General features: G+C 59.1%; 30 protein-coding genes. 20 read left to right on the top strand and 10 right to left on the bottom strand.

Going from position 1 to position 25611, the window contains the following annotated elements:
• The first annotated feature begins 50 nt into the window (after positions 1 to 50).
• Genes soxA through D1224_RS10130 form a run of 9 tightly spaced genes read left to right on the top strand, consistent with a single transcriptional unit; the run spans position 51 to position 6647 of the window.
• Positions 51 to 782 (top strand): sulfur oxidation c-type cytochrome SoxA, encoded by a 732-nt coding sequence (gene soxA / locus D1224_RS10170; RefSeq protein ID WP_233350477.1) that lies wholly within the window; start codon positions 51 to 53, stop codon positions 780 to 782.
• Entirely contained in the window at positions 779 to 1123 is a 345-nt protein-coding gene (locus D1224_RS10165) for a winged helix-turn-helix domain-containing protein (protein ID WP_119379758.1), read from the top strand. Before soxA ends, D1224_RS10165 begins: the two co-directional genes overlap by 4 nt.
• A 53-nt stretch (positions 1124 to 1176) precedes the next feature.
• Positions 1177 to 2670: an NTP transferase domain-containing protein gene (locus D1224_RS10160; RefSeq protein ID WP_119379757.1), complete on the top strand. Its 1494-nt coding sequence runs from the start codon at positions 1177 to 1179 to the stop codon at positions 2668 to 2670.
• Entirely contained in the window at positions 2663 to 3694 is a 1032-nt protein-coding gene (gene moaA, locus D1224_RS10155; protein ID WP_119379756.1) for a GTP 3',8-cyclase MoaA, read from the top strand. Before D1224_RS10160 ends, moaA begins: the two co-directional genes overlap by 8 nt.
• 4 nt (positions 3695 to 3698) lie before the next feature.
• Positions 3699 to 3947 (top strand): MoaD/ThiS family protein, encoded by a 249-nt coding sequence (locus D1224_RS10150; RefSeq protein WP_119379755.1) that lies wholly within the window; start codon positions 3699 to 3701, stop codon positions 3945 to 3947.
• Positions 3948 to 3957: 10 nt separating this feature from the next.
• Complete coding sequence (locus tag D1224_RS10145) at positions 3958 to 4443, top strand: molybdenum cofactor biosynthesis protein MoaE (RefSeq protein WP_119379968.1); 486 nt, start codon at positions 3958 to 3960, stop codon at positions 4441 to 4443.
• Entirely contained in the window at positions 4427 to 4972 is a 546-nt protein-coding gene (gene moaB, locus D1224_RS10140) for a molybdenum cofactor biosynthesis protein B (protein ID WP_119379754.1), read from the top strand. Before D1224_RS10145 ends, moaB begins: the two co-directional genes overlap by 17 nt.
• Positions 4969 to 5451, top strand: a complete 483-nt coding sequence (gene moaC, locus D1224_RS10135; RefSeq protein WP_119379753.1) for a cyclic pyranopterin monophosphate synthase MoaC — start codon at positions 4969 to 4971, stop codon at positions 5449 to 5451. The genes moaB and moaC overlap by 4 nt, the downstream gene beginning before the upstream one ends.
• Positions 5448 to 6647, top strand: a complete 1200-nt coding sequence (locus tag D1224_RS10130) for a molybdopterin molybdotransferase MoeA (protein ID WP_119379752.1) — start codon at positions 5448 to 5450, stop codon at positions 6645 to 6647. Before moaC ends, D1224_RS10130 begins: the two co-directional genes overlap by 4 nt.
• 19 nt (positions 6648 to 6666) lie before the next feature.
• Here D1224_RS10130 and D1224_RS10125 read toward each other — a convergent pair whose 3' ends face one another.
• Both D1224_RS10125 and D1224_RS10120 read right to left on the bottom strand, forming a co-directional pair.
• Positions 6667 to 7212, bottom strand: coding sequence for a c-type cytochrome (locus D1224_RS10125; RefSeq protein ID WP_119379751.1), 546 nt, complete (start codon positions 7210 to 7212; stop codon positions 6667 to 6669).
• Positions 7213 to 7332: 120 nt separating this feature from the next.
• Positions 7333 to 7899, bottom strand: coding sequence for a MarR family winged helix-turn-helix transcriptional regulator (locus D1224_RS10120; protein ID WP_119379750.1), 567 nt, complete (start codon positions 7897 to 7899; stop codon positions 7333 to 7335).
• 240 nt (positions 7900 to 8139) lie between these two features.
• On the opposite strand from D1224_RS10120, the gene ectA reads away from it, so the two are divergent.
• The 6 genes from ectA to D1224_RS10090 all read left to right on the top strand — a co-directional run bounded on the left by ectA (position 8140) and on the right by D1224_RS10090 (position 14739).
• Positions 8140 to 8646, top strand: a complete 507-nt coding sequence (gene ectA / locus D1224_RS10115; protein WP_119379749.1) for a diaminobutyrate acetyltransferase — start codon at positions 8140 to 8142, stop codon at positions 8644 to 8646.
• A 55-nt stretch (positions 8647 to 8701) separates the two neighbouring features.
• Complete coding sequence (ectB, locus tag D1224_RS10110) at positions 8702 to 10000, top strand: diaminobutyrate--2-oxoglutarate transaminase (RefSeq protein WP_182482230.1); 1299 nt, start codon at positions 8702 to 8704, stop codon at positions 9998 to 10000.
• 6 nt (positions 10001 to 10006) lie between these two features.
• The gene (locus D1224_RS10105) at positions 10007 to 10408 is read left to right on the top strand and encodes an ectoine synthase (protein ID WP_119379748.1); all 402 of its coding nucleotides are present in this window, start codon (positions 10007 to 10009) and stop codon (positions 10406 to 10408) included.
• Between the two features lie 88 nt (positions 10409 to 10496).
• On the top strand, positions 10497 to 11948 hold the full coding sequence (locus D1224_RS10100; protein ID WP_119379747.1) for an aspartate kinase: 1452 nt from the start codon (positions 10497 to 10499) through the stop codon (positions 11946 to 11948).
• The gene (locus D1224_RS10095) at positions 11948 to 13288 is read left to right on the top strand and encodes an MFS transporter (RefSeq protein ID WP_233350476.1); all 1341 of its coding nucleotides are present in this window, start codon (positions 11948 to 11950) and stop codon (positions 13286 to 13288) included. Before D1224_RS10100 ends, D1224_RS10095 begins: the two co-directional genes overlap by 1 nt.
• Positions 13285 to 14739: a sodium/proline symporter gene (locus D1224_RS10090; RefSeq protein WP_119379746.1), complete on the top strand. Its 1455-nt coding sequence runs from the start codon at positions 13285 to 13287 to the stop codon at positions 14737 to 14739. The genes D1224_RS10095 and D1224_RS10090 overlap by 4 nt, the downstream gene beginning before the upstream one ends.
• A 79-nt stretch (positions 14740 to 14818) precedes the next feature.
• Here D1224_RS10090 and fghA read toward each other — a convergent pair whose 3' ends face one another.
• The 3 genes from fghA to D1224_RS10075 form a co-directional block, all read right to left on the bottom strand.
• Positions 14819 to 15652: an S-formylglutathione hydrolase gene (gene fghA / locus D1224_RS10085; protein ID WP_119379745.1), complete on the bottom strand. Its 834-nt coding sequence runs from the start codon at positions 15650 to 15652 to the stop codon at positions 14819 to 14821.
• Between the two features lie 132 nt (positions 15653 to 15784).
• On the bottom strand, positions 15785 to 16132 hold the full coding sequence (locus D1224_RS10080; RefSeq protein ID WP_119379744.1) for a hypothetical protein: 348 nt from the start codon (positions 16130 to 16132) through the stop codon (positions 15785 to 15787).
• Positions 16133 to 16231: 99 nt separating this feature from the next.
• Positions 16232 to 16552, bottom strand: coding sequence for a hypothetical protein (locus D1224_RS10075; RefSeq protein ID WP_119379743.1), 321 nt, complete (start codon positions 16550 to 16552; stop codon positions 16232 to 16234).
• 59 nt (positions 16553 to 16611) lie between these two features.
• On the opposite strand from D1224_RS10075, the gene D1224_RS10070 reads away from it, so the two are divergent.
• On the top strand, positions 16612 to 17706 hold the full coding sequence (locus D1224_RS10070; RefSeq protein ID WP_119379742.1) for a glutathione S-transferase family protein: 1095 nt from the start codon (positions 16612 to 16614) through the stop codon (positions 17704 to 17706).
• Between the two features lie 3 nt (positions 17707 to 17709).
• Here the strand turns inward: D1224_RS10070 and D1224_RS10065 are convergent, their stop codons facing one another.
• From D1224_RS10065 to D1224_RS10055, 3 genes are all read right to left on the bottom strand, one after another.
• Positions 17710 to 18336 (bottom strand): SOUL family heme-binding protein, encoded by a 627-nt coding sequence (locus tag D1224_RS10065; protein ID WP_119379741.1) that lies wholly within the window; start codon positions 18334 to 18336, stop codon positions 17710 to 17712.
• A gap of 140 nt (positions 18337 to 18476) precedes the next feature.
• Positions 18477 to 18851 carry a VOC family protein gene (locus D1224_RS10060; protein ID WP_119379740.1) on the bottom strand — a complete coding sequence of 125 codons (375 nt, stop codon included), beginning with the start codon at positions 18849 to 18851 and terminating at the stop codon, positions 18477 to 18479.
• 51 nt (positions 18852 to 18902) lie between these two features.
• Positions 18903 to 20009, bottom strand: coding sequence for an S-(hydroxymethyl)glutathione dehydrogenase/class III alcohol dehydrogenase (locus D1224_RS10055; protein ID WP_119379739.1), 1107 nt, complete (start codon positions 20007 to 20009; stop codon positions 18903 to 18905).
• Between the two features lie 170 nt (positions 20010 to 20179).
• Here D1224_RS10055 and D1224_RS10050 point away from each other — a divergent pair, with 170 nt between their 5' ends.
• Positions 20180 to 21010, top strand: a complete 831-nt coding sequence (locus D1224_RS10050) for a PRC-barrel domain-containing protein (RefSeq protein WP_119379738.1) — start codon at positions 20180 to 20182, stop codon at positions 21008 to 21010.
• A 77-nt stretch (positions 21011 to 21087) separates the two neighbouring features.
• On the opposite strand, the gene D1224_RS10045 is transcribed toward D1224_RS10050, so the two are convergent.
• Positions 21088 to 21708, bottom strand: a complete 621-nt coding sequence (locus D1224_RS10045; RefSeq protein ID WP_119379737.1) for an MlaC/ttg2D family ABC transporter substrate-binding protein — start codon at positions 21706 to 21708, stop codon at positions 21088 to 21090.
• 4 nt (positions 21709 to 21712) lie between these two features.
• On the bottom strand, positions 21713 to 22507 hold the full coding sequence (locus D1224_RS10040) for an MlaA family lipoprotein (protein WP_199288460.1): 795 nt from the start codon (positions 22505 to 22507) through the stop codon (positions 21713 to 21715).
• A 159-nt stretch (positions 22508 to 22666) separates the two neighbouring features.
• Between D1224_RS10040 and D1224_RS10035 the strand changes: the two genes are divergently transcribed.
• From D1224_RS10035 to D1224_RS10025, 3 genes are read left to right on the top strand one after another with little or no spacing between them, the layout of a single operon-like run.
• The gene (locus D1224_RS10035) at positions 22667 to 23644 is read left to right on the top strand and encodes an ArsR/SmtB family transcription factor (protein WP_119379736.1); all 978 of its coding nucleotides are present in this window, start codon (positions 22667 to 22669) and stop codon (positions 23642 to 23644) included.
• On the top strand, positions 23641 to 24555 hold the full coding sequence (metF, locus tag D1224_RS10030; RefSeq protein WP_119379735.1) for a methylenetetrahydrofolate reductase [NAD(P)H]: 915 nt from the start codon (positions 23641 to 23643) through the stop codon (positions 24553 to 24555). Before D1224_RS10035 ends, metF begins: the two co-directional genes overlap by 4 nt.
• Positions 24555 to 25601 (top strand): homocysteine S-methyltransferase family protein, encoded by a 1047-nt coding sequence (locus tag D1224_RS10025; RefSeq protein WP_119379734.1) that lies wholly within the window; start codon positions 24555 to 24557, stop codon positions 25599 to 25601. Before metF ends, D1224_RS10025 begins: the two co-directional genes overlap by 1 nt.
• Positions 25602 to 25611: the final 10 nt, after the last annotated feature.

Raw genomic sequence — 25611 nt, 5'->3', positions numbered from 1 at the left:
CTGGGCTCGCACTCCTTTCGGCGCTTTGCCTTACTGCCTGCGGAGATGTCGTGGCCGACACGAAATCGCCCCCGGCACAGCCTCAGCCCCTCCAATCTGGATATAAATTCCTGCAGCCGCAGACGCAGGCCCTGCAGGATGATGACTTCGCCAATCCGGGCTTTCTCTGGATCGATAGGGGCGAAGCCCTGTTTTCTACTGCGGCTGCATCTGGCGAGGCCTGCAGCGATTGTCACAACGACGCGTCATTGTCCTTAGCTGGTGCTGCCGCCCACTACCCCCAGATCGACGCCGAAAGCGGCGACCTCATCAATCTGGAGGGGCGGATAAACCTCTGCCGGACGCGTCATCAGGACGAGGCGCCGCTCGAATATGAGAGCGACGAACTTCTCTCGCTGACGGCCTATGTCGCTTACCTCTCGCGCGGCACACCTATCTCTGTCGACATCGAAGGCGCGGCCGCAGTCTGGTTCGCGAGAGGGCGCGACTATTTCGAAACACGACGCGGCCAGTTCAATCTTTCCTGCACCCAATGCCATGACGACAATTGGGGAAAGAAGCTTCGCGGCGACACGATCAGCCAGGGCCACGGAACGGGTTTTCCGGCTTACCGCCTTGAATGGCAGTCGCTAGGCTCACTCCACCGACGCCTGCGTGATTGCGATTCGGGCGTGCGGGTAGAACCGCGCCCCTACGGATCAGACGACTATCTCGCCGTGGAACTCTATCTCGCCAAGCGAGCCGAAGGCCTGAAGCTCGAAACACCGGGGGTCCGCCGATGAGCGGGAAAGCAAAGCTTAGCGTGCGTATCGACCTGCCCAATGGCGGGCGTTTTGGCCCGGGGAAAGCCACCCTCATGCGCGCCATCGCGGAGCATGGCTCGATACGCAAAGCCGCAGCCGCATTGGCCATGTCCTATCCGCGCGCACTCAAGCTCATCGACGAAATGAATGGTGACTTCGCCGCGCCGCTCATCGCGTCCAGTCATGGCGGCGCCAGTGGTGGTGGCTCCGAGCTCACGCCGACGGGCGAGGGTGTTCTGGGTCTCTACGCAGAGATAACGGAAGCGGCCAGCACCGCCTCATCTGCGGCCATAGGCCGACTTTGCAGCCTGCAGGAATAGAAGTCTGCTGGCATCGTTCTAAATGATGGTTTAGAACGGCAGGTATCGTGACGATGCAGCAAACTTATCCAGAACACCCTGAAGACGTGCTCAGCCAATGGCTGGACTGGTACGAGGCGGGTCCTGTGGCGCTTGTCATTGTGACCGGGATAGAGGGCGGCGCGGTGCGCGCACCGGGCGCCCTGATGGCGGTCCGCGCCGATGGCAAAATGGCTGGCTACATCTCTGGCGGCTGTATCGACTCCGATGTCGCCTTGCAGGCGCAGAACGCCTTGCGCGCCGGTAAGGCCAAACAGCTTCGCTATGGCGCGGGCTCACCCTTCACAGACCTTCCATTGCCCTGCGGCGGCGCGATCGAAGTCACCATTATCCCGGATGCAGATCTTGCCCAGATCAATACGGTTCGCGACCAACTCAGCGCGCGAAAGGTCGCGCAGCTCAGCCTCAAGGCGCTCAGGGATTTCAAGCCCCACTACGTACCCAAGCCTCGTCTTCGTATTGCCGGGCGCGGCGCGGACTGCCTTGCCCTTGCCCGCGTTGCGAACGCCGCCGGACTGGACGTCCGGCTACAACTTCGTGACGGCGAAGACGTGGCCGCAGCGCAGGCGCAAGGCTTTGCCGATGTGACAGCGCTTGAGACTCCTTCAGATATTCCCGCAGCCAATGATGATGAATGGACCGCCTTCATCCTCATGTTCCATGACACGCATTGGGAAGGGCCACTTCTCAAACAGGCGCTAGACGGCCCGGCCTTCTATATCGGCGCCGTCGGTAGCCGAAAAACGCACGCGCGGCGCACCGAAGCGTTGAAAGCAGATGGCAGCGACGAGGTGGCGATTGCCCGCATCCGCGGACCTATCGGCCTCATCCCCTCCATGCGCGACGCGTCCATGCTGGCGATTTCGGTCATCGCAGAAGTCGTCGCCAGCTATCACGATATGCTTCGCCAGCCCTTTGCCGAAACGGCCATCATCCTGCTCGCAGCAGGCCAGTCGAAGCGTTTCGAGCGCGGTGACAAACTCCTGGCCGAGCTTGAAGGCAAACCCGTCATTAAACACGTTGCCGGACTGCTCGCGGATCAGAAAGTGGCTGCCCGTATTGCCGTGACAAGCTCGGGCGATACCGCGCGTGCGGCCGCGCTTAACGAGCAAGGCTGGCAGGTAGTCGAGAACCCCGACGCTGCTGATGGCCAGGCAACCTCACTCAGTACTGGTATCTGCGCCGCGAAGGCTTCGGGCGCAAAAGCGGCGCTCATCCTGCTGGGCGACATGCCCCACATCGGCGAGCCTCACCTTCGAGCGCTTCAGAAGGAACTCGCCCGAGGCCGCCGGGCGGTCATGAGCCAGTCGGGCGACATCCTCTGCCCGCCCGCGATCTTTCACAGATCGACCTTTGACGACCTGATGTCACTCTCCGGTGATGCGGGCGCGAAATCGCTGTTCACGAAACTGACCAACACCGCTGTGGTCGACCTCTCACCCGACAACGCGTTTGATATCGACACAATTGCCGATTTGGAGCGCGCGAAAGGACTGACGCATGCCTGACGGACATACCGCCCTGAAGCCTGCACCACTGATCGACCGCTTTGGCAGGGAAATCAGCTATCTGCGCCTGTCGGTCACGGACCGCTGCGACCTTCGCTGCGCTTATTGCATGGCTGAACACATGACGTTCCTGCCGAAGAAGGACCTGCTTAGCCTTGAAGAGCTGCAGACCGTGGCAGACGCGTTCATCCGGCGCGGTGTCCGCAAGATCCGCATTACCGGCGGCGAACCTCTGGTGCGCAAGGATATTATGGGCTTGTTCAAAGGGCTCGGCGACAGGCTGGGATCCGGCCTTGATGAACTTACCCTGACGACGAACGCGACGCAGCTCGAAACCCATGCCGAAGCCCTGGTGAAAGCTGGTGTAAAGCGCGTGAACATCTCGCTCGACACGCTCGACCCTGATGTGTTTCGCGAGATCACGCGCCGCGGCGACTATGAAAAGGTCATGCGCGGCATCGAAGCTGGCGCGGCGGCAGGCCTCAAGATCAAGATCAACACGGTCGCCCTCCGCCATCAGAACGCCGAGGAAATCCCACGCATGGTCGGATGGGCGCATGCGCGCGGCTATGATATGACGTTGATTGAAGTCATGCCCCTTGGGATCACCGGAGAAGACCGGTATGATCAGTATATTCCCATCTTTGACATCCGCGATGAGTTGGAGCGCTGCTGCACGCTCACGCCAGAAGATGCTGGCGACGCCAATGGTGGTCCGTCGCGCTATGTTCGCATCGCAGAAACGGGTGGACGTCTTGGTTTCATAACGCCGCTGACCAATAATTTCTGCGCAGGCTGCAACCGCGTACGCGTCACCTGCACAGGCCGCATCTATATGTGCCTCGGCCAGGATGATCATGTCGACCTGCGCGCGGCGCTTCGTGAGAGTCCAGATCCGCAGGCTGCCCTCGACGAAGCGCTCGACCGCGCACTGATCGCGAAACCAGAGCGCCATGATTTCGCGATCAACCGGCGCGGCCAAGGCCCGGCTCTTGACCGCCACATGTCGGTAACGGGGGGCTGATCTGATGGCCGACATTCTCTATTTCGGGCGGCTGGGAGACGTCGCAGGAACGCACTCTGAAAATCTCGATATACCCGCCACTGTTGCGGACACAGCTGCGCTACGCCGCTGGATCGACACTGAGAAATCGGCTGGCGGCGCTTTTCTTGAGGCTAGTGTCCGGCTGGCCGTGAATAGCGAAATTGTCGTCGACCCTCATCCCATTTCCCCCTCTGATGAGATCGCTTTCATGCCACCTGTTGGCGGCGGTTGAGCTGCCAAACATGATTAAGCTGTCCCCAACCTCCTTCAGCCCGGCAGAGGCACTGGCCGCTTTTGAGAAAGACGCGCGCGGTGCTGGCGCCATTGTCAGCTTTACCGGTCTCGTTCGGGACCGGGCGGGAGACGCGGACGTCGAGGGCCTTCATCTGCAGGCCTACTCGCCCATGACAGAGAACGGCATCGAGAAAGCCGCCGCAGATGCCCGCAAGCGCTGGCCGCTGACGGCGCTGCGCATCATTCACCGCACAGGCGACATGGGCCCGTTCGAACCGATCGTTTTTGTGGCTACCGCCTCTGCGCACAGGCGCGCCGCGTTTGAGGCGGCCGACTTCCTGATGGACTACTTAAAGACCGAGGCCGTCTTCTGGAAAAAAGAACTTACCAAAGCTGGCAGCCGCTGGATCGAACCGCGCGCCGAAGACTATATCGACAGCGCCCGCTGGACGCAGACTGACACGGAGACTGACCGCCATGCACGGCATAAATGAAAGCCTCGACTTCCATCCGGTGCGCATCGCCGTACTGGTAATGAGCGATACGCGAACTCTCGAGACCGACACGTCCGGTCTCACCCTTGCCAGACGAATCGAGGACGCTGGTCACATCCTCGCTGACCGCAAGATCGTTGCAGACGACAAGGCCGCTATCCGGGCGCAGGTTTCGGCCTGGATTGCAGATCCTGAGGTCGATGTCGTGATTACATCTGGCGGGACGGGCCTGACGGGCCGGGACGTAACGCCCGAAGCCGTCACCCCCCTCTTCGACAAGATCATCGACGGCTTCTCTGTCATCTTCCACCAGGTGAGCTATCAGAGCGTTGGGCTCTCGACGCTGCAGTCGCGCGCGATTGCAGGTCTGGCGAGCGGAACCTTCGTGTTCTGCCTACCGGGCTCGAACGGTGCGGTGAAGGATGGCTGGGACAAGGTCATTTCCCTTCAGCTCGACAGCCGTCACAAGCCCTGCAACCTCGTTGAGCTGATGCCCCGCCTGATGGAGCATATGGGGCATTCTCATTGACCGGCCTCACGCATATCGGACCTGACGGACGCGCCCGCATGGTCGATGTCGGCGACAAGGACGTCACCGAACGCGTCGCCATCGCGCATGGGCGCGTGCACATGGACCCAGAAACGCTGAAACTCGCCCTCGGCCGCGACACCAAGAAGGGCGATCCCATCGCCATCGCAGAGCTTGCCGGCATCATGGCAGCCAAACGTACGTCAGACCTCATCCCGCTCTGCCACCCTCTCCCCCTCTCATCGGTAAATGTGGAGATCGAACCGGACACAGAAGCAAACACGCTTGTCGTCACGGCGAGGGTAAAGACCAGCGGCCGCACAGGCGTAGAAATGGAGGCGCTGACGGCCGTCTCAGCTGCCTGCCTCACCCTCTATGACATGCTGAAAGCGGTCGACAAGGCGATGCGGATCGACGCAGTCGAGCTTCTGGAAAAGACAGGCGGCAAGTCTGGCGACTATCGGAAAACAGGAACATGAGTGGGCTTATCAGTGTCGCTGATGCGTTCGACGCTCTCGCGCGAAACGCTTTGCCGGTTCGCGTTGAGACCGTCAGCATCGACGAAGCGCATGGCCGCCAGCTGATTGAGGCTGTTGCCGCACGCGTCAGTCGTCCGCCCGCCGACATGTCGGCCATGGATGGTTATGCCGTTCGCCTTGAGGACGTCCGATCAGCTGGTGCGCGCCTGACCGTCATCGGTGAAGCGCCTGCGGGTGCCCCGTTTGAGCAGACGCTCGGCGAGGGGGAGGCCGTCCGCATCTTCACTGGCGGCGAAATTCCGGCAGGCGCAGATCATATCGTCATTCAGGAAGACACGGCCCGAACAGGCGATGAGGTTTTATGCTCTGAAGGCTATGAGGCTTCCCGGTTCATCCGCAAAGCCGGCCGCGATTTCCATGAGGGCGACAGACTTTTAGACGAGGGTGCCATCCTAGGCGCCGGCGAGCTCGGTTTGCTCGCGGCTGGCAACATTGCCGAAGTGAACGTACGCCGCCGCCTCCGCGTCGGCATCCTCGCAAACGGGAATGAGCTGAAGCCTCCCGGCACCCATCTCAAGCGCGGTGAGATCGTCAATTCGAACCCGGTCGCCCTCGCAGACCTTATCCGCTCATGGGGCGCTGAACCGGTCGACCTCGGCATCGCGGCAGACACGCTGGATGCCATCGCTCAGCGCATTGAAAATGCCCGCGATATCGATGTCTTCCTGCCGGTCGGCGGTGCTTCTGTGGGCGACCATGACCTGATGCGCCCAGCCTTTGCAGAAGCAGGCTTTGAATCTCTGTTCGAAAAGATCGCTGTGCGTCCCGGCAAGCCAACCTGGTTTTCAACGCGCGGCGACACCCGCGTCCTCGGCCTGCCCGGGAACCCGGCCTCGGCGCTGGTCTGCGCGCAGCTTTTCTTGAAGCCTCTCATTACCGGTCAGCGCCACAGCCTTACCAAGGCGGCACTGGCCTGCGATCTGGAGACCAATGGCCCTCGCGAACACTATATGCGTGCCTTCGCCTCCTTCACCGATGACGGCAGGCTGACAGTCGACCCAGCCCCTGATCAGGACAGTTCACTGATCAAACCTTTCGTCACGAGCGCTGCACTTCTCCGGCGTCTCCCGAACGCGCCAGCAAAAAAGCGCGGCGAGCTGGAGGATATCATCCTGACCAGCCTGCCGCGCCTTTAGAGCCTGAAAGGCTTCGTCACTATTGCGGGGTGTAACCCGTCTCGCTCATCACGTAAGCAATGATGGCAGCGCGCTGATCCTCACGCGGCACGCCGGCAAAGCTCATACGGTTACCAGGCAGGAAGTTGCGCGGGCTGGCGAGCCATTGGTCCAGCTGACCTGGCGTCCATTCAAAATCGGCTTCCTGCAGGGCTTGCGAATAATCGAAACCTTCGTGCTCACCGACCTTGCGGTCGAACATCCCGTAAAGGTTGGGCCCGAGCAGAGTTGGGCCACCTTCGGTCAGCGAGTGGCAGGAAGAACACTGCATGAAAAGGCGTTTGCCGGTTGCGTAGTCCGCAGATGCATAAGGCTCCGGAAAGCCCGCAAACTGCACGCCCTCTTCCGCCGGACCCGAAGCTGTTTCAGCTTCCTCTGCGACGGTTTCTTCAGACGTCTCGACTGCGTCCGCCCCGGTTTCAACCGGCGGTGCCGACGCCTCTGGGGCAGCCGGCTCTTCGCCTCCGCCACAGGCACTCAGCCCTGCAGCAAAGACGATAGCGATCATGCTTGCGCGTAATTTCATGGAGCTTCTCCCATCAACCTGATCCGTATTCACGACCTAACACTAGGCCAGCGCACGTCGCTTGCAAAAGAAAATAAGTCTGGCCTCAACAGTATTGAGAGGAGCGTCGACAATCGGCAGCTATTGCCCATTCCCGAGTGGCGGATCGTTCACGCCAGCAACGTCGAGGATTGGCGAGGCTTCAATCTTCTCAGCATTGAGGAGGGAGACCACGCGTAGCAGTGCAGCGGTGATGCTGGCCTGCTCCCATTCGGCCAGTTGGGCGAACCGGGTACGGAAAGTGTCCTGCAGCAGATCGGGGGCGCCGTCGAGTGCCGTGAGACCTTTCTCGGTCAGCCGCACCCAGACCCGGCGGCGGTCCGTCTCGCCCCGCCTGCGCACGACAAGCTGTTGCTCTTGCAGCTTATCGATCAGAATTGAGATCGTCGCCTGTTTGAGATCGACGGCACGCGCAAGATCGCCGGTTAACGTCTCTCCCTGTGTGCGGAGGACCTGCAGAACCAGCAGCTGCGACGCTGTAAGCCCGGTCTTCGTCGCGACGGATTTAACATTGCTAGCGGTCGCCTTCAGGACGCGCCTGAGGGCAACAAGGGCTGTCTCTGCCTGATCCTGCATATCTTCGCTCCAGGTATCGGCATGCGCAGCGGACAGACGCACCGATTCAAATCCTTCAGAAAGTTGCGCCATGTTAGCAAATATCCTTTGTTAGAAAAATTATTTTTACATCAATCGATTTAACGGGATATTTACCCTAAAATATAACTTAAAACCTGCATTATATCCTAATTTTGAGTTTCGTGATGCACGGGTTGACCCCAAATCCACTGCACTTATATAGATAGTCAAAAAAAATTTATTTGGCAAGCGCGGCTGGGTGGAACCCACACGCGCTCCAGCCATTATAGAATGCGAAGCGGGCTCTGAACGATGACGACAGACTCAGTGACAATTGAAGCGCCGATGAGCGAGGATGGCGCAGCCGTTCACGACCTCATTGCGGCCTGTCCACCTCTGGACACCAACTCGCTCTACATGAACCTGATCCAGACAACGCACTTTGCTGAGACGTGCGCGCTCGCGCGCGAGGACGGCGAAGTCATCGGTTGGGTCAGCGGTCATATTCCACCGGAGGAGCCGGAGGTATTCTTCCTTTGGCAGGTCGCGATTGGTGAAAAGGCACGCGGGAAGCGCATTCCCAAGCGCCTCGTTGCCGACATTTTCTCGCGCCCGTCCTGCAAGGATGTGCGCTTTTTGAAGACGACGATCACGCCGGATAATGAGGCGTCCTGGGGACTCTTCAAAAGTCTCGCGCGGTGGCTTGATGCCCCCCTGCAAGAGAGCCCATTTTTCGATGAAGACAAGCACTTCAAGGGCCGTCACGACAGCGAGATCCTCGTGACAATCGGGCCTTTCACTCGGCCGGCCACAAGCTGAGCCGACAATCTCGCGCCTAGACGCTCAAAACCAGACCAAAACAGGAGCAGGACGCATGCCGTTCACAGACATTCAGGAAGACATTTTCGAAAGACGCGAATCGATCGTGCGCAGCTATTGCCGCAATTTTGATACGGTCTTCGTCAGCGCCAAGGGCTCGGAGATGACCGACGCCAATGGCAAGACCTATATAGACTTTCTCGCCGGGTGCTCGACCCTCAATTACGGTCACAACGACCCGGATATGAAGAAAGCTCTTATCGAACACATCGAGCGCGATGGCATTGCCCATGGCCTCGATATGTACACCGACGCAAAGGCCGAGTGGCTGAAAGCGTTCGAGGACAACATCCTCGAACCGCGCGGCATGGGTGACTACAAGATCATGATGACCGGCCCGACCGGCACGAACGCCGTCGAAGCCGCCGTCAAGCTCGCCCGTAAGGTAACCGGCCGCAGCAACGTCATTGCCTTTACAAACGGCTTTCATGGCATGACGCTCGGCGCACTTGCGTTGACAGGCAATGCCGGCAAACGGGCCGGTGCCGGCGCAGGCTGTAATGGCATCTGCGGCACGACGCACCTGCCTTACGCGGGCGCCTTCGGCGATGATGTCGACACGCTCGACCAGATTGAAATGATGATCGACAATAGCTCATCCGGTGTCGATGCGCCCGCCGCATTCATCTTCGAACCTATCCAAGGCGAGGGCGGCCTCAACGCCGCGTCTGCTAAATGGATGAAAGGTATTGCCGATCTCGCCAAGAAGACCGGCGCACTACTGATCGTCGATGACATCCAGTCAGGTTGCGGTCGCTCAGGCGACTATTTTGGCTTTGAGAATGCAGGCATCAAGCCTGACATCATTACTCAGGCCAAATCGCTCTCGGGTATGGGCCTGCCGTTTGCCTGTGTACTCCTCAAGAAGGAGCACGATATCTGGAAGCCAGCCGAACATAACGGCACGTTCCGGGGCAACAACCACGCTTTCATCACCGCGAAAGTCACACTCGACAAGTTCTGGAAAGACGATGCCTTCATGAAGGACGTTCGCAAGAAAGCCGACATCCTTGAGGCGGGTTTGCAGAGAATCGCCGATCTCATTCCAGGCGCACGACTCAAAGGCCGCGGCATGATGAAGGGCGTCGACGTCACATCTGGTGATATCGCATCTGACATGTGCAGCCGCGCATTCGAGAAGGGTCTCATCATTGAGACATCAGGCGCCGACGATGAAGTCGTGAAGGTTCTCGCCGCCCTGACCATTCCTGAAGACCAGCTTCAGAAGGGTCTCGATATCCTGTTCGAGGCGGCGCAGGAGACCGTCGAAAGCCACAAGATCGCAGCGGAGTAAGTTACGATGATCGTACGCGATATGAATGAACTGAAGGGCACGGATCGTGCCGTATCTGACGCACAGTGGACGTCCTACCGGATGCTTCTGGCCGACGACAAGATGGGCTTCAGCTTCCACATTACGGTGCTGGAAGCAGGCTCGGAGCACACCTTTCATTACAAGAACCACTTCGAGAGCGTGTACTGCATGAAGGGTAAAGGCTCGATCACGGACCTTGCCACTGGCGAGACCCACGAGATCAAGCCGGGCGTGATGTACGGCCTCAACCTTCACGACAAGCATACCCTGCGCGCAGAAGAAGAACTGCATATGGCATGCTGCTTCAACCCGCCGGTCACCGGCAAGGAAGTGCACCTGCCCGACGGTTCGTACGCCGCCGCAGAAGATCTCGAAGACGCAGGCTAGACGCTTGATCTGATTACGAACGAGCAGCCCGACCAGTTTTCGGGCTGCTCGTCATCCAACCAGACCAAAAACTCCGGGGCAAAATCCCATGACCCATACTGTTGAAAAAATCGGTGGTACGTCCATCGCGAACACACCCGTCATTCTCGACAATGTCCTGATAAACGGGCGCGAAGGCGACGACCTGTATAATCGTATTTTCGTCGTGTCGGCCTATGCCGGCATGACCAATCTTCTTCTGGAACACAAGAAAAGCGGCAAGCCAGGCGTATATGCACTTTTCGCCAAGGCCGAAAACAAGTGGCAGTGGAGCGAAGCGCTTACCGAGCTGTCAGAAGCCATGCGTGAGAAGAACCACGAGGTCTTTGGCGACCATCCGGACCGCAAGGTTGCAGATAACTTCGTACTGGAGCGCGTCGAAGGTGTGCGCAACTGCCTGATCGACCTCCATCGCCTCTGTTCTTACGGCCAGTTCCGGCTCGACGAACATCTGATGACGGTACGCGAGATGCTGGCCGCCCTCGGCGAAGCGCATTCAGCTCACAATACGAGCCTTCTGCTCCGCCAGCGTGACATCAACTCGGTCTTTGTCGACTTCACAGGCTGGCGTGACGACGAAAAGATGTCGCTCGATGAGCGTATCCGAACCTCCCTGCAGGGTATCGACTTTTCGAAAGAGCTGCCAATTTGCACCGGCTACGCCAGTTGCATCGAGGGCATGGTGAAACTCTACGACCGTGGCTACACCGAAGTCACATTTTCGCGCATCGGCGCCCTTACCAATGCCGCGGAAGCCATCATCCATAAGGAATTCCATCTTTCCAGCGCTGACCCGAAACTGGTTGGCAATGACAAGGTAATGAAGATCGGCAAGACCAATTACGATGTCGCCGACCAGCTTTCCAATATGGGTATGGAAGCGGTTCACCCGAAAGCCGCGAAGGGCCTTCGTCAGGCCGGCGTGCCGCTACGCGTCAAGAACACGTTCGACCCGTCGGACGCCGGAACGATCATTACAGATGATTTCCACCCGGAAGAGGCGCGCGCCGAAATCGTAACGGGTATCAAGAACCTCTATGCCTTCGAATTGTTCGAGCAGGACATGGTCGGTGTGAAGGGTTACGATGCCGAGGCACTGAAGGCGCTGACCCGCCACAAGGTTTGGATCGTGTCCAAAAGCTCCAACGCGAATACGATCACCCACTATGTCGATTGTACGCGTGAGTCGCTAAACCGCGCTGCCGCTGATCTTGAGGCCCTGTATGAGAATGCAGAGGTCACGACGCGCGAGCTTGCGATCGTTTCGGTGATCGGCGCGAATCTCGACGTGCCCGGCATGACCGCCAAGGCCACGTCGGCGCTCTATGACGCTGGTATCAACATGCTCGGCCTTCAGAAGCTGACACGCAGCACCGACCTTCAGCTCTTTGTGGCTAAAGAGGACTACGACGAGGCAGTGCGCGTGCTTCACAAGGCACTCGTCGAGGAAGAGTCGGCGCACCGGGATGGCGATTCAGCGGAAATCCGCACCGCCGCCTGATGACGTATTCGGCTACGTCTGAAACGACACATGCAGGATGGCGAGGTACGTTCGGTCAATACCGGAACGTTCTCGCCATCGTGCTCTCCCTCACCCTGCTACAGGGTGCAGCGGCTGCCCTATCCGTGATGATTGCTCTGGGCCTGCAGGCCTCCGGCACATCGAATGCTGCCCTTGGTCTGGTTGCGGCGTTCTATGCTGGTGGTTTCCTGACAGGCGCGATTCTGTCGCCCATCCAGATTTCACGGATAGGGCACATCCGCTCTTTTGCATTTTTTGCGGCGATTGCCATCATCGCCTCTCTCAGCCTGACCTTGGGACCAAGCGTCATCTTCTGGGCCTTGGTTCAGGCGGTCATCGGTGCATGCACCTCAGCGCTGTTTACCGCGGGCGAGAGCTGGATCGCAGATGCCTCCCCGCCTGAAAAACGCGGCGCCATTCTTGGCTTCTATCATGTTGTCGCGAAGCTGGGCGCCATTGGCGGCCCTTTTGCCGTTATGGCGGGCGCAAATGGCATTATGGGTTTCCTCATGGTTGCCGCGCTCTTCGCGTTCACCATCATGCCGATTACCGCCACGCGCCAGATCCAGCCTGATATCCACGCCGCGTCGCCCTTCGGCCCGCGAAAGATCCTGAAATACGCGCCGGCGGCAGCTTTTGCAGCTTTCTGCGCAGGTGCCGTGAACAATTCGGTCGCTCAACTCTATCCAGTCTTCGCCCAGTCCGTTTCACCCGAAGATGCTGCTGGTTTTTCAGCCCGCTTCAACGGCGCGCTGCTTGCAGGCGCCATGGTCGGTCTCTGGCCTGCAGGCTTTATCTCTGACCGTATCGACCGCCGCCTGGTCATAGCCGCTGCGGGTATTATCGGCGCTGTCTCTGCTGTGGCTCTGGCGATGCTCAGCCCACTCGCGACACAGCCTGTCATTCTCTTACTCGGCTTTCTCTTCGGCATGGGCGCACTGTCCTACTACGCCGTCGCCATCGCCCATGCGGCCGACCGGGCCAAGCCCGAACAGGCCACGTCCATGATGGCCGGCATTCTGATCATCTGGGGTATTGGCTCGATCATCGGACCATTGATCGCGGGCGTTTCGATGTCGGCGATGGGGCCCGCCGGTCTATTTGCTTTCTCCGCCTTCGGCCTTGCAATCATGGCCGCGCTTATGTTCACACGGATGGTGAATACCGCTGAAGTCACCCCGGAAGACAAGGAACCCTTCAACGCGACGCAGGCAACCAGCCTTGCGATTTCTGAAATAGACCCACGTGGCGAAGCGACGAATGAACAGTTCGACCTGTTTCTCGCCTGGATGGCATCACAAGAGACAGACACAGAATGATACTTGCGAGCTTCATTGTTATCCTGATCATCTTTCTAGGCGTGGGGCTTGCCTCTGCCCGGCAGGCGACCGGGGAACGAAAAGATTATTACATTGCCGGCCAGACGGTCTCACCCTGGCTGGCTGGCCTCTCGGCCGTCGCAACGAATAATTCCGGTTATCTCTTTATCGGCGTCATCGGCTATGGATACGCCACAGGGCTTTCAGCGATCTGGCTGATGTTCGGCTGGATCGTGGGCGACTTCATCGGGTCCACTTTCATCCACCGTAAATTGAGAACCGCCACAGGCGTTACCAATGAGGCCTCCTTTGCATCGGTCCTGTCGCGTTGGCATGGCGACGATTTCGCGATCTGGCGCAGGATGGCCGCCGTCATCATGGTCGTGCTACTGATTGTCTATGGCGCGGCCCAGATCACCGCTGGCGCGAAAGCGCTTGAGGGCGTCTTTGACGGCTTTGACTGGCGGATTGGCGCGATCGGGTCAGCCGTCATCATCCTTGCCTATTCCATTGCCGGCGGCATCCGAGCCTCGATCTGGACAGATGCCATCCAGTCAATCTGTATGCTTGGCGCGCTCTTCACGCTTTTTTTCGTCGGCGTCAGCTGGGCCGGCGGCTTCGGCAGCATGTTCGAACAGCTGAGCACCATGGATGGCGGTACCTACCTCAACCTGATGCCAGAGTCGGATGAGCTTCTTCTCACCGGCGCGCTTGGCGTCGGCCTGTTTGTTCTTGGCTGGCTCTTCGCCGGTTTTTCCGTCGTTGGACAGCCGCACATTATGGTCCGTTTCATGGCGCTGGACGATGACCGCAACATGCGGCGCACACGCGTCTGGTATTACGGCTTTTTCGTCGTCTTCTACATCCTCGCGGCCGGCCTTTCCCTACTCGCCCGCGTCTACATGCCGGATACCGCAGACATCGATGTCGAACTTGCCCTGCCGCGCATGGCCGAAGGCCTGCTGCCGGATGTTCTCGTGGGCCTGATACTGGCGGGTATCTTTGCAGCGACAATGTCGACAGCAGACTCAGTCGTGCTTTCCTGTTCGGCCGCGATCACCCACGACCTCGTCCCGGAACGACTTGAACACCCGTGGATGCTCAAGGCCGCGACGGGCACAGTGACAGTTCTGGCGCTCGCGCTCGCCCTCATGGACAGCCAGAGTGTGTTCAGTCTCGTGATCATCGCATGGTCGGCACTAGCGGCGGCCTTCGCACCGCTTCTGACGCTCTACGCGCTGAACCGCCGTGTCAGTGAGACAACCGCCATCTTCCTGATGGTGCTCGGTATTGGCATCACGCTTGTCTGGCGTTTCGGGCTAGGCTGGCAGGGCGGCGTCTATGAAGGCTTCCCGGGCATCCTGATCCCGGTCGTCATCGGCTGGATCATGTCACGTCCTGCCACGCGCGCCGAGTTGCAGCACAGCCCCGCTGAGGAAGCTGCTACCTAGCGGTCTCAAGCTACCGTCCAAACAAAAAGCCCGCCTGGATTGCTCCGGGCGGGCTTCGTCATTTCGAGATGCCAGCACTCTAGCCGTAGAGTGCCTTGGCATGGTGCATGATGTGGTCATCCATAAAGGTTGAGATGAAATAGTAGGAATGGTCATAGCCCGGCCGCAGCCTGATCGCGAGCGGCTGCCCCGTCTCGCGGCAAGCTTGCTCGAACAGGCCCGGCTTCAACTGCTCTTCCAGGAACTGGTCGTCCTCGCCCTGATCTATGAGGATGGTCGTATCGAGTTGCGTCTTCTTGACCAGCTCGCACGCGTCCCATTCCTTCCAGGCTTCCTTCTCATCGCCGAGATAAGCTGAAAATGCCTTCTCGCCCCAGGGCACCTGCGAAGGCGCAACGATCGGTGAGAAAGCCGACACGCTGCGGAAGTGGCCCGGGTTGCGGAGCGCAAGGACCAGCGCGCCATGCCCGCCCATGGAGTGACCGAAAATGGACTGACGGCGCATATCGGCCGCGAAGTTTGACCGGATCACGGAAGGAAGCTCTTCCATGATATACTGGTCCATCTTGTAGTGTTTGGTCCATGGGTCCTGCGTGGCTGTTAGGTAGAAGCCGGCCCCCTGGCCAAGGTCGTAGGCTTCATCGTCTGCAACGTCCTCGCCGCGCGGACTGGTGTCGGGGGCGACGATCATCACGCCAAGCTCAGCCGCCTTCCGCTGCAGGCCGCCCTTTTCCATGACGTTCGACCAGTTGCAGGTCAGTCCGGAAAGATACCAGAGAACAGGAACAGGCTCCTCATCGGTCTGCGGCGGCTCGAATACGGCGAACCGCATTGTACAACCGAGCGTCTCGCTTTCATGATCGTAAACGCTGAGATCACCGCCAAAACTCGTCCAGTCTGATACTGTTTCCAAAACCTGAAGGTCTCCTGTGGTTGCTTCTCCCTTTATGTAACACAACTCGGCTGACTTCCCACCGGCAGCACGAATGCGAAAAGGGCGCATCGCGGCGGATGCGCCCTTTCCTGTCAGGGATTGAGTGGCGTTCTAACGGCCTCTCAAATCGCCATTTACCCAGATCGTCGCGCCGGTGCGTGCGTCAATATAGTAATAGCGCCGTGCTCGGTCATCGTAATAGCGCTGGCCATGATAGCGGGCGTCGTAAGGGTCGTAGCGGTCGTGCCGGTCATTATAGCGGTTATTGCCGTAGCGGCCCTCGTATCGAGGGTCGCCATAGCCTCGGTCGGCGCGCGGCGGCCCGCGGTAACCGTCGTCATAACCCGCATTCCCACTATAGCCCGGACCACCCGATCCTGGTGCTGGCGGTGGATTTGCGGCGCATGCCGCCATGCTTAGCGCACCAATGGCACCCGCAATCATTGTGAGATTCTTCATAAGCGTTTCCTTCCATTCTGGCAGGCAGCCCGGCGATCAGACGCCGGGGCCAATGTGAAGAAAACGGGGTGTGGTCAAAGGCGGTTCCCGCCCGCCGACCTATTCGTTCTGGATGCGCTCTGCCTCTTCGGCCACGCACAGGTCCAGTTCACCGTCCGTGCACGGCGTGACCCGGACTGCATAGGCAAACGCCTCGTCGCGGGCCATTTGCGTTGCCTTGGAGCGAATGACTTCGACGTTCTGCTCGATCTTGAAACCGATCTCATTCCCTATGGAAATGATGACCTCGACCGCCTCTTCAACTGAGGCCGCCCAGACCTTCAGTGACATCACGGATGGGCCGACGCGGCCATCGGGGACAGCGTGCCCCTCCATGGTCTCGCCCCCCGCCACGAGGCAGAAATGCTTGAACTCCGACATCAGATAGCCTTTTTGTCTGTCCCTCAGGCTCACGATAGGCACGGGAATTCATAAATCATATGACGAGCTACACATTATACGGCGCCGAAGTCAGCTACTTCACCGGTAAGGCACGCGCTTATCTGGACTGGCGCGGGGTCGAATATACGGAAAAACCGGCGACACAGGCCGTCTATCGCGACGTCATCCTGCCAAATGTTGGCTGGCCGGTCATACCGGTCGCAACCCTGCCGGACGGAACTGTCATTCAGGACACGACTGACATTATCGGGGCCATTGAAGCGCGCGAAAACGCCCAGCCGCCCGCCTGGCCCGCTTCCCCCCTTCAGAGATTTGTCGCTGAACTTCTCCAACTCTATGGTGATGAATGGCTCATGTTGCCTGCCATGCACTATCGCTGGAATTATAATGAGGACTGGGCCTATTCAGAATTTGGCGCGCTTTCAGCGCCTGACCAAACACCGGAGCAGCAATACGAGATCGGCCGCAAGAATGGCGCACGGTTCAAGGGCGCGCTTCCGATCCTTGGTGTCAGTGCGGACACGGTGCCCGGCATCGAGAAAAGCTACGAGGCTTTCCTCTCCGAATTCTCAGCCCATCTGGATCAGTATCCCTATTTGCTCGGCAGCCGTCCTTCGCTTGCCGACTTTGCATTCTACGGCCCGCTCTACGCGCACCTCTACCGCGATCCGGCGTCAGGTGAGCTTATGCATAAGCTCGCCCCAAAGGTTGCTGACTGGGTTGAACGCATGAAAGCCGGCGGCGGCAAAGGCAGGGGTGAGTTGCTCAGCGACGATGCGGTGCCAGAGACGTTGGAACCGATCCTGCACCGCCAGATGCAGGAACAACTCCCCGCTATCATGGCGACGTCCGCGCTGTACAACGACTGGGCCGCGAACGCTGCCTCGGGCGACCGGGTGCCGCGCGCACTGGGGGACATCACGATCGACATCGAAGGCCATAGCGGCCCTGCCAAGGCACGCAGCTTTCCGCTCTGGCGCCTTCAGGCCGCGCTTGATGTCTATGGGTCCATGAACGAGGCGGAGCGTGCGCGTGCGGATGCGCTACTGAGCCGCGTTGGCGGCGAGGACCTGAAAACCTTCTGCCTGCCTGCCCGCCTCAAACGTGAAAACTGTCAGGTTGTGCTGGCCTGAAAATCAGCTCTCGGGGCCGGTGGGTTCGACAGGTATCAGAACTTCGTTCCTGCGCAGAGGCGAAGGCTTCCATGGCGCATCATACCCGGCATAACGCGCCGGGCCGGTTATCTCGTAGCTGTGTGCTGCGATCCAGTCCTCAAGCTCGGCCTGTTTCTGGCGGTGAGTTTCCATGCGCCCGGCCCCTGAAAACCTGATTGTCGCCAGAAGTTCACCCGGAACTACGCGAATGGATACAGCCGGATTGTTTGGAACGGGTAACGTTTCCATTGTCCACTTGGATGGCATGGTGAAAGACACTGTCCAGTTTCCGTCATCGGACATCGAACGTGTCACTGGGGCCGTCATGTCGATCTTCGTTGAGCGGGTCCGTGTGACCGGTGCAGTCATCGCGATTTCGCTGCGTGCCGTGTTATTTCCAAAAATATAGTCAGCCAGCACACGAAAGCCCGAACCACTTGCTGCACGCATGTCCCCAGTGACCTCGGTTTCAGCGACAATGATCGGCTCATATTGACGAACCTCGATACGGCCATCGCTCGCCACCGTTTCGAATTCTGGTTCCTCGGTGGCACTGGCTGCCATGGCGAACCCGGCAAAGATGAAAACAGCAAACAAGATACGGCGCATGGAATAAACTCCTGTCTCAGAACCCCATATACGCCGCGGAGCCGCCGACGGATCGCATCGCCAGCCATCATCTCAAAGAAAAGCGCCGCCTCAACCAAGTCGAGACGGCGCCAGTCATTGCTTGGTCAGATCGCAACCCGTCAGCGGCAGAGCGCGCAGAGCTTGTTGCCATCCGGGTCACGCAGGTAAGCGAGGTAAAGCTTCTGGCCGCCGCCTTCGCGCCAGCCTGGCGGGTCCTCGATTTCCTTGCCGCCTGCCGCTGCGCCCGCCTTGTGCCAGGCATCGGCCTCATCGGTCGATTTCATCGCAAAGCCGATTGTCATGCCATTACCCTGCGTCGCCGGCGCGCCATCAATTGGCTTGGTGACGAGGAAGACCGCGCCATTGTGCAGGTAAACCAGACGCCCCTTCGGATCCATCACGCCGGGCTTGCCGCCAATCGCCTGAAAGGTCGCGTCATAGAACGTCTTGGCTTTGTCGAGATCATTCGATCCGACCATCATGTGACTGTACATACTTTTCCTCTTCCTCCCTTTGGAAAACTGTGCGGCATTGGCGCCTGACGTCTAGTAGACGACCACTGACCGGATGCTCTCGCCGGAATGCATCAGATCGAAGCCTTTATTGATGTCTTCCAGCTTCAGGACGTGCGTGATCATCGGGTCGATCTCGATCTTGCCCTTCATGTACCATTCGACAATCTTCGGCACATCGGTGCGGCCACGCGCGCCGCCGAAGGCAGAGCCTTTCCAGACGCGGCCGGTGACCAGCTGGAACGGACGGGTCGCGATTTCCTTACCCGCTTCAGCGACGCCGATAATGATGCTTTCGCCCCAGCCACGGTGGCCGCATTCGAGCGCCTGCCGCATCACGTCGGTATTGCCGGTGCAGTCGAAGGAATAGTCGGCGCCGCCGCCGGTGAGCTCAACGAGATGAGCAACCACATCCTTTACTTCCTTCGGATTGACAAAATGGGTCATGCCGAAGCGCCGACCCCATTCTTCCTTGGCGGGGTTGATATCGACACCGACAATCATGTCAGCACCGACCATCTTCGCGCCCTGAATGACGTTGAGACCAATACCGCCAAGGCCAAAAACGACGACGTTCGAGCCTGGCGTCACCTTGGCCGTATTGGTGACCGCACCGACTCCGGTGGTCACGCCGCAGCCGATATAGCAGGTCTTGTCGAACGGGGCTTCCGGGTCGATTTTCGCAACTGCGATCTCAGGCAGCACCGTGAAGTTCGAGAATGTCGAGCAGCCCATATAGTGATGCAGCTTCTGACCCTTGTAAGAGAAACGACTGGTGCCATCCGGCATCACCCCTTTGCCCTGCGTCGCGCGGATCGCGGTGCAAAGATTGGTCTTGCCTGACAGGCAGCTTTTGCACTGGCGGCATTCCGGTGTGTAGAGCGGGATCACATGGTCGCCCGGCTTCACGCTAGTCACACCCTTGCCAACCTCACGCACCACGCCTGCACCCTCATGGCCCAGAATGCTCGGGAAAAGCCCTTCACTATCGAGACCATCAAGCGTGTACGCGTCAGTGTGACAGATACCGGTCGCCATGATCTCAACCAGCACTTCGCCATCTTTCGGGCCCTCCAGATCTACCTCAACAATTTCGAGTGGTTTCTTGGCTTCGAAGGCGACGGCGGCGCGGGTTTTCATGGTGAGGCACTCCTTTGAACTGAGGCGCACAATGGCGAGACAGCCTGTCAGGCACAAGACGCCCAAGTCAGATTATCCCCTCGACTCTGCACAGTGAAATATAGCCGTCTTGGAACAAGGTGAGCGCACCTGTCGTTTTATATCCACTAGTTCAGAAGGAGACTTTTATCATGAAGAAGCTCATGATTACTGCAGCAGCATCCGGCCTCATGTTCGGGGCAGCCGCATGCTCGAATGAAACAGAAATGAATGAGGCGGCTTATGACACCGACACCGCCGAAATGGCGCAAACCGATGAAACAGACGGCGAGTACGCCGAGGCTGACACTGAAGCGCCGGATTATGAAACGGTTTATCTGGTCGCTGGCAATCTCAGCGCTGGAGAGATCGTCGGGGCAAAGGTCATCGGCGCGGACGGTGAAGACATCGCCACGGTCGACGACCTCCTGATCGGCGAAAATGGTCAGATCGAAACCGTTGTGTTCCGCAGCGGCGACTTCATTGACCTCGCCGGCATGAAGGGCTCCCTGCCCTATTCCGATCTGGACGTAGCGATGGTTGAGGACGGCGAGCCCGCCTTCACCATCTCCATGACCGAGGAAAACATCCAGAACGTTGCCGAGTTCGACCAGGAAGGCCTGAACGACTACCGTCTGGTCTCCGAGATGATCGGCACGACCGCTGACTTCACTAATTCCGACGACTCGGCCCGCATCAATGATGTGATCGTGTCTGAAGACGGTGAAGCGCTTTACGCCATCATCGGCGACCCGATCCTCGGCGAAGACCGCCAGATTGGCTTCGATATGATCATGGTCGAGCAGGATGCTGACAATAACGACACCATCATGATCAACGCGTCGTCAGAAGATCTCGAGATGATGCCGGTCTTCCGCTATGAGCAGGACGAGATCAGCATGGATACCGAGCGCGAGAGCTCAACCGAATGGGACAACTCTTCGGATGACGATACGTATGGTGCGATGAACGATAACGGCTAATCGCCGCTAATACCGAACAGAAAAAGCCCTGCCAGCGATGGCAGGGCTTTTTTATACCCGTGTAAAAAGCTTTGGCGCTAGCGGCGGCCTGCCCTGACTTCGCGCGTCATCTGTTCAATCTTGCGGATCAGCGCGTCAGCGGATCCGTTCGTGCGATCCAGCAGCGACAGGAACTGTGCCTGTTGCTCAATGGCCAGCCAGATGAGGTTGCCGTTCACATTCAGCGCAACATCAACGACCTGGTACTCGCCATTCCGCTTGAGAACACGCCAGCGCACATTCATTGCCTGGCCATCGGCGCGCGGTATGCGCGTATCGACGATGGAGTCGTTTGCCGTGCGATCAATGGAGCGATCAACGACGACCTGCTCACCACGATAGGCATCGAGCTCGTTTTCGTAGACCGCAAGTGCATAGCTCCGGAACGCGCGCTGGAAGCGCGAGAGCTCCTGCGGCGTGAAACGGTTTGCATAGCGCCCGATCACAAAACGGCTGACGGCGTTAAAGTCAGCAAATTCTTCCATATATCCACTGAAGAGTTCGGTACGTTCCTCGCGGCTCAATGTCGGATCATTGAGCGCTTCGAGCACCTCATTGGCATTCTCTTCAACGAAGGATTCCGTTTTTGCATCGGCAAATACGGGGCTGGTGGCTGCCGCCAAAACCAGCGCAGCCACTGCATGTCTGGCAAACTTCATCTGTTTAGTCCTGTTCGTCCTCGACACCCGTCCCCTGGGCGCCAGCATCATCGTATACATCGAAATCAGGCAAATCTTTGTACGGATCTGCCTCAGTCTGCCCATTTCTCACAGCAGCCTCGCGCTGGCCAAGATAATTCCGGCGTAGAGCGATATAGGGTTCCGGCTGGGAGCGCAGGGTTTCGATGACCTCGATAAGCCTTGACCGCGTATCAATGACCCCGAGGACCGTACGGGTCACGGCGATATCATCGTCGAGATCGGCATCTTCGAATTCAGTCCAGGTCAGCGGATCGAACATACGGTCTGTCGCGATGCCGACCGTGTCGCGAACGCTACTTGGACCAAGCAGTGGAAGGACGATAAATGGTCCGGGCTCCGCACCCCAGACACCGAGCGTCTGACCAAAGTCTTCATCATGTTCTTCAATGCCCAGCGTGCTGGCGACATCGAATATACCGGCAACACCGATGGTCGAGTTGATCAGGAAGCGGCTCAGCGTCTCGCCGGATGCGTTTGCATTCCCCTGCAGCACCGAATTGGTGAACACGATAGGCTGGCGCATATTGGTCAGCACATTGTGCACGCCGTCCCGGGCCGGCTCAGGCACTGCGGCGCGATAGCCGCGCGCGACTGGCTCGATGGCGGCTTTGTCGACTGCTTCGTTAAAGGCGTAGATATTGCGGTTCACACCCTCGAAAGGATCGTTCACACCAGAGGAGGCATCGCCCCCCGTTTGGGTCGACGCGCAAGCGGTCACAGTCAAAAGCGCGAGGGAGGCGAGGGCTGCAGTCTTCATTGATATTTTCCGTCTTCTGGTCGCAGCATATGAGTTGAATACGCGTCGCTTTCAATGTCGGCCCAGAGGAAGTTGGGCAAGGAGCCCCGAAAGCGTTGCAACAAGGGCACGACGCACCCCCGTATTGTCAGACATATAAAGACATGTTTATATGCTGATATGAAACAGGCAGCGCCCTCCATTGTAGACGCATTGCGCGCGGCAGGTGAGCCGACACGCCTGCGCATCCTGGCGCTTCTCCAGCATGGCGAGTTGTCGGTTGGTGAGCTTGTCACCGTCCTTGGCCAGAGCCAGCCGCGCCTGTCGCACCATCTCAAAGCTTTGACCTCTGCCGGCCTCACAGAACGCCTGCCTGAAGGGGCATGGGTCTTCTATCGCCTGCCGGGTACGGACTGGGCACGCGCGCTGCTCGACCGCCTGTTTGAACTTATTGATGAAGCGAGCGGCGATTTTCCGAATGATCGCGCCCGGCTGGACGCCGTCCGCCGTACCCGGCAGGCGTCGGCCGACACATATTTCAGCTCCATCGCAACCGACTGGGACCGCATCCGTGCCATGCACTATCCCGAGGAACTGATCGAAGCTGCGATCCTGAAAACGGTTGGCCCGGGCCCGTTCCAGCGCATCATTGACCTCGGCACAGGTACCGGGCGCATGCTCGCCCTTCTTAGTGGCCGCGCCCGCGAGGCGGAAGGGCTGGACCTGTCCCACCAGATGCTGACGCTAGCCCGTTCGCAGCTGTCTGAGGCCGGCATTACACAGGCCCGCGTCCGCCAGGGCGACGTGACCGCAACGCCGTTCGATACGGCCAGTGCAGATATCGTCATCGTCCACCAGGTCCTTCATTATCTAGAAGAGCCCGAAAAAGTCGTACGCGAAGCCGGCCGCATTCTGAAACCCGGCGGCAAGCTTATCATCGTGGACTTCGCTTCGCACAATCACGAGTTCATGCGCGAAGCATTCGGGCATCGCCGTCTCGGCATCCGCGAAGATGCGATGAGCTTCTGGACCAGCCAGTCGGGGCTCAAACTCGACGATGTGACGCGGTTCGAGCCGCCAAAAGATCTCGACCAGGGGATTGCAGTCCTCATCTGGTCGGCCCGTAAAACTGAAGAGAAAAAGGACGTCGCAGCATGAGCCATCTGTCTGTTGCCACCCGTCAGGCCGAGGAGAGGCCACGCGTCTCCTTCGAATTCTTCCCGCCGAAGAATGAAACCATGGATGAGCGCCTCTGGGAGTGCGTGCGCCGGCTTGAGCCGATGCAGCCCGATTTTGTCTCCGTCACCTATGGTGCGGGCGGCTCCACGCGTGAGCGCACCCATGACACCGTTGCGCGGATCGCCAGCGAGACGTCGCTCATCCCAGCCGCTCACCTCACCTGCGTCAGCGCAACGAAAGAAGACGTGCTGCAGACCGCAGAGGACTATTGGGAAGCCGGGGTCCGTCACATCGTCGCCCTGCGCGGCGACTCCCCTGACGGCATGGGCGCTGAATGGAAACAGGCGCCCGGTGGCTTCCAGAATGTGATCGAGCTGATCGAGAGCCTTCGTGCACACCGTCCTGACCTCGGGAAAGTGTTCGAAGTTTCCGTCGCCTGTTACCCCGAACCCCACCCGGATACGCGCGGCTGGGAGTTTGATCTCGCCCACCTCAAGGCAAAGCAGGATGCCGGCGCCGACCGCGCGATCACGCAATTCTTCTTTGAACCCGATATCTATTTCGAGTTCCTGGACCGTGCCCGCAATGCTGGGATCACCATGCCCATCGTGCCGGGCATCATGCTCCAGCCGAACTTCAACGGCCTGAAACGTATTGCAGGTCTTTGCGGGGCGAGCGTGCCTGACTGGCTGCACAAGCTCTACGAGGGTCTCGATGATGACGCCGACACGCGCGACCTCATCACCGCAAACATTGCTGCCGAGCTTTGCCATAAGCTTGCCGATGGCGGCGTGACGCAATTCCACTTCTACACGCTGAACCGGGCAAACCTTGCACTGTCCACCTGCCACCTGCTCGGCCTTAAACCTGCAACGGCGGAGGCAGCCTGATGAGAAGCGAAATACTGATCGCAGATCTCGAAAAGAAAGCGCAAAGCGCCGTCCTCATCCTTGATGGGGCGATGGGCACGATGCTCCAGAAATACACGTTTTCTGAGGAGCAGTTCCGCGGTGAGCGTTTCGCTGACTGGAAAAGCCCGGTTCAGGGGAATAATGACCTGTTGAACCTGACCCAGCCAGATGCCGTTCGCGCCATCCACACGAAATTCATCGAGGCGGGCGCCGATCTCATCGAAACCAACACGTTCAGCGCCACTACGATTGCACAGGGCGACTATCACATGCAGGACATCGCGGCTGAAATCGCCGCCGCAGGTGCACGTCTTGCCCGCGAAGCCGCTGACGCAGCCGGCAAGCCCGTCGGCGTACTCGGTGCGATTGGCCCGACGAACAAGACGCTGTCGCTTTCGCCCGACGTGAACAATCCAGGCTACCGCGAAGTCACATTTGATGATGTCCGCGAGGCCTATCTCGAACAGGCCCGCGCCATGGCGCCCTATATCGACTTCTTCCTGATCGAGACGGTCTTCGACACGTTGAATGCAAAGGCCGCCATCAAAGCCGTGATGGATTATCGCGCTGAGAGCGGCGACAGCACGCCTGTCATCCTCTCAGGTACGATCACCGATGCCTCCGGGCGCACTCTCTCTGGCCAGACCGCTGAAGCTTTCTGGCATTCGGTCCGCCACGCCGAGCCCTGGGCCATAGGCCTCAACTGCGCGCTCGGCGCCAAGATGATGCGCCCACATATCGCGGCGATCTCCAAGATCGCTGACACGCGGGTCATCGCCTACCCGAACGCAGGCCTGCCGAATGAATTCGGCGAGTATGACGAATTACCAGAACAGACCGCCTCACAGCTTGAGGAATGGGCGAAATCCGGCCTCGTCAACCTGCTTGGTGGCTGCTGCGGCACCACTCCCCCGCACATCGCGGCTATTTCCAAGGCAGTTGAGGGTAAAGCGCCCCGAATTATCCCGGAGCCACCTCGCGCCATGCGCCTCTCCGGGCTAGAACCCTTCCAGCTCGCAAGCTGACGGGGAGAGC

Origin of the sequence: Henriciella barbarensis (genome assembly GCF_003576345.1) — a bacterium.
Lineage (GTDB): Bacteria > Pseudomonadota > Alphaproteobacteria > Caulobacterales > Hyphomonadaceae > Henriciella > Henriciella barbarensis.
This window is presented reverse-complemented; position numbering and strand designations above follow the sequence as displayed.

Coding starts and splice junctions, on each gene's coding strand:
- D1224_RS10165 (WP_119379758.1), top strand. CDS start 779: ATGAGCGGGAAAGCAAAGCTTAGCGTGCGTATCGACCTGCCCAATGGC.
- D1224_RS10160 (WP_119379757.1), top strand. CDS start 1,177: ATGCAGCAAACTTATCCAGAACACCCTGAAGACGTGCTCAGCCAATGG.
- moaA (WP_119379756.1), top strand. CDS start 2,663: ATGCCTGACGGACATACCGCCCTGAAGCCTGCACCACTGATCGACCGC.
- D1224_RS10150 (WP_119379755.1), top strand. CDS start 3,699: ATGGCCGACATTCTCTATTTCGGGCGGCTGGGAGACGTCGCAGGAACG.
- D1224_RS10145 (WP_119379968.1), top strand. CDS start 3,958: ATGATTAAGCTGTCCCCAACCTCCTTCAGCCCGGCAGAGGCACTGGCC.
- moaB (WP_119379754.1), top strand. CDS start 4,427: ATGCACGGCATAAATGAAAGCCTCGACTTCCATCCGGTGCGCATCGCC.
- D1224_RS10130 (WP_119379752.1), top strand. CDS start 5,448: ATGAGTGGGCTTATCAGTGTCGCTGATGCGTTCGACGCTCTCGCGCGA.
- D1224_RS10125 (WP_119379751.1), bottom strand. CDS start 7,212: ATGAAATTACGCGCAAGCATGATCGCTATCGTCTTTGCTGCAGGGCTG.
- D1224_RS10120 (WP_119379750.1), bottom strand. CDS start 7,899: ATGGCGCAACTTTCTGAAGGATTTGAATCGGTGCGTCTGTCCGCTGCG.
- ectA (WP_119379749.1), top strand. CDS start 8,140: ATGACGACAGACTCAGTGACAATTGAAGCGCCGATGAGCGAGGATGGC.
- ectB (WP_182482230.1), top strand. CDS start 8,702: ATGCCGTTCACAGACATTCAGGAAGACATTTTCGAAAGACGCGAATCG.
- D1224_RS10105 (WP_119379748.1), top strand. CDS start 10,007: ATGATCGTACGCGATATGAATGAACTGAAGGGCACGGATCGTGCCGTA.
- D1224_RS10100 (WP_119379747.1), top strand. CDS start 10,497: ATGACCCATACTGTTGAAAAAATCGGTGGTACGTCCATCGCGAACACA.
- D1224_RS10095 (WP_233350476.1), top strand. CDS start 11,948: ATGACGTATTCGGCTACGTCTGAAACGACACATGCAGGATGGCGAGGT.
- D1224_RS10090 (WP_119379746.1), top strand. CDS start 13,285: ATGATACTTGCGAGCTTCATTGTTATCCTGATCATCTTTCTAGGCGTG.
- D1224_RS10080 (WP_119379744.1), bottom strand. CDS start 16,132: ATGAAGAATCTCACAATGATTGCGGGTGCCATTGGTGCGCTAAGCATG.
- D1224_RS10075 (WP_119379743.1), bottom strand. CDS start 16,552: ATGTCGGAGTTCAAGCATTTCTGCCTCGTGGCGGGGGGCGAGACCATG.
- D1224_RS10070 (WP_119379742.1), top strand. CDS start 16,612: ATGACGAGCTACACATTATACGGCGCCGAAGTCAGCTACTTCACCGGT.
- D1224_RS10065 (WP_119379741.1), bottom strand. CDS start 18,336: ATGCGCCGTATCTTGTTTGCTGTTTTCATCTTTGCCGGGTTCGCCATG.
- D1224_RS10060 (WP_119379740.1), bottom strand. CDS start 18,851: ATGTACAGTCACATGATGGTCGGATCGAATGATCTCGACAAAGCCAAG.
- D1224_RS10055 (WP_119379739.1), bottom strand. CDS start 20,009: ATGAAAACCCGCGCCGCCGTCGCCTTCGAAGCCAAGAAACCACTCGAA.
- D1224_RS10050 (WP_119379738.1), top strand. CDS start 20,180: ATGAAGAAGCTCATGATTACTGCAGCAGCATCCGGCCTCATGTTCGGG.
- D1224_RS10045 (WP_119379737.1), bottom strand. CDS start 21,708: ATGAAGTTTGCCAGACATGCAGTGGCTGCGCTGGTTTTGGCGGCAGCC.
- D1224_RS10040 (WP_199288460.1), bottom strand. CDS start 22,507: ATGAAGACTGCAGCCCTCGCCTCCCTCGCGCTTTTGACTGTGACCGCT.
- D1224_RS10035 (WP_119379736.1), top strand. CDS start 22,667: ATGAAACAGGCAGCGCCCTCCATTGTAGACGCATTGCGCGCGGCAGGT.
- metF (WP_119379735.1), top strand. CDS start 23,641: ATGAGCCATCTGTCTGTTGCCACCCGTCAGGCCGAGGAGAGGCCACGC.
- D1224_RS10025 (WP_119379734.1), top strand. CDS start 24,555: ATGAGAAGCGAAATACTGATCGCAGATCTCGAAAAGAAAGCGCAAAGC.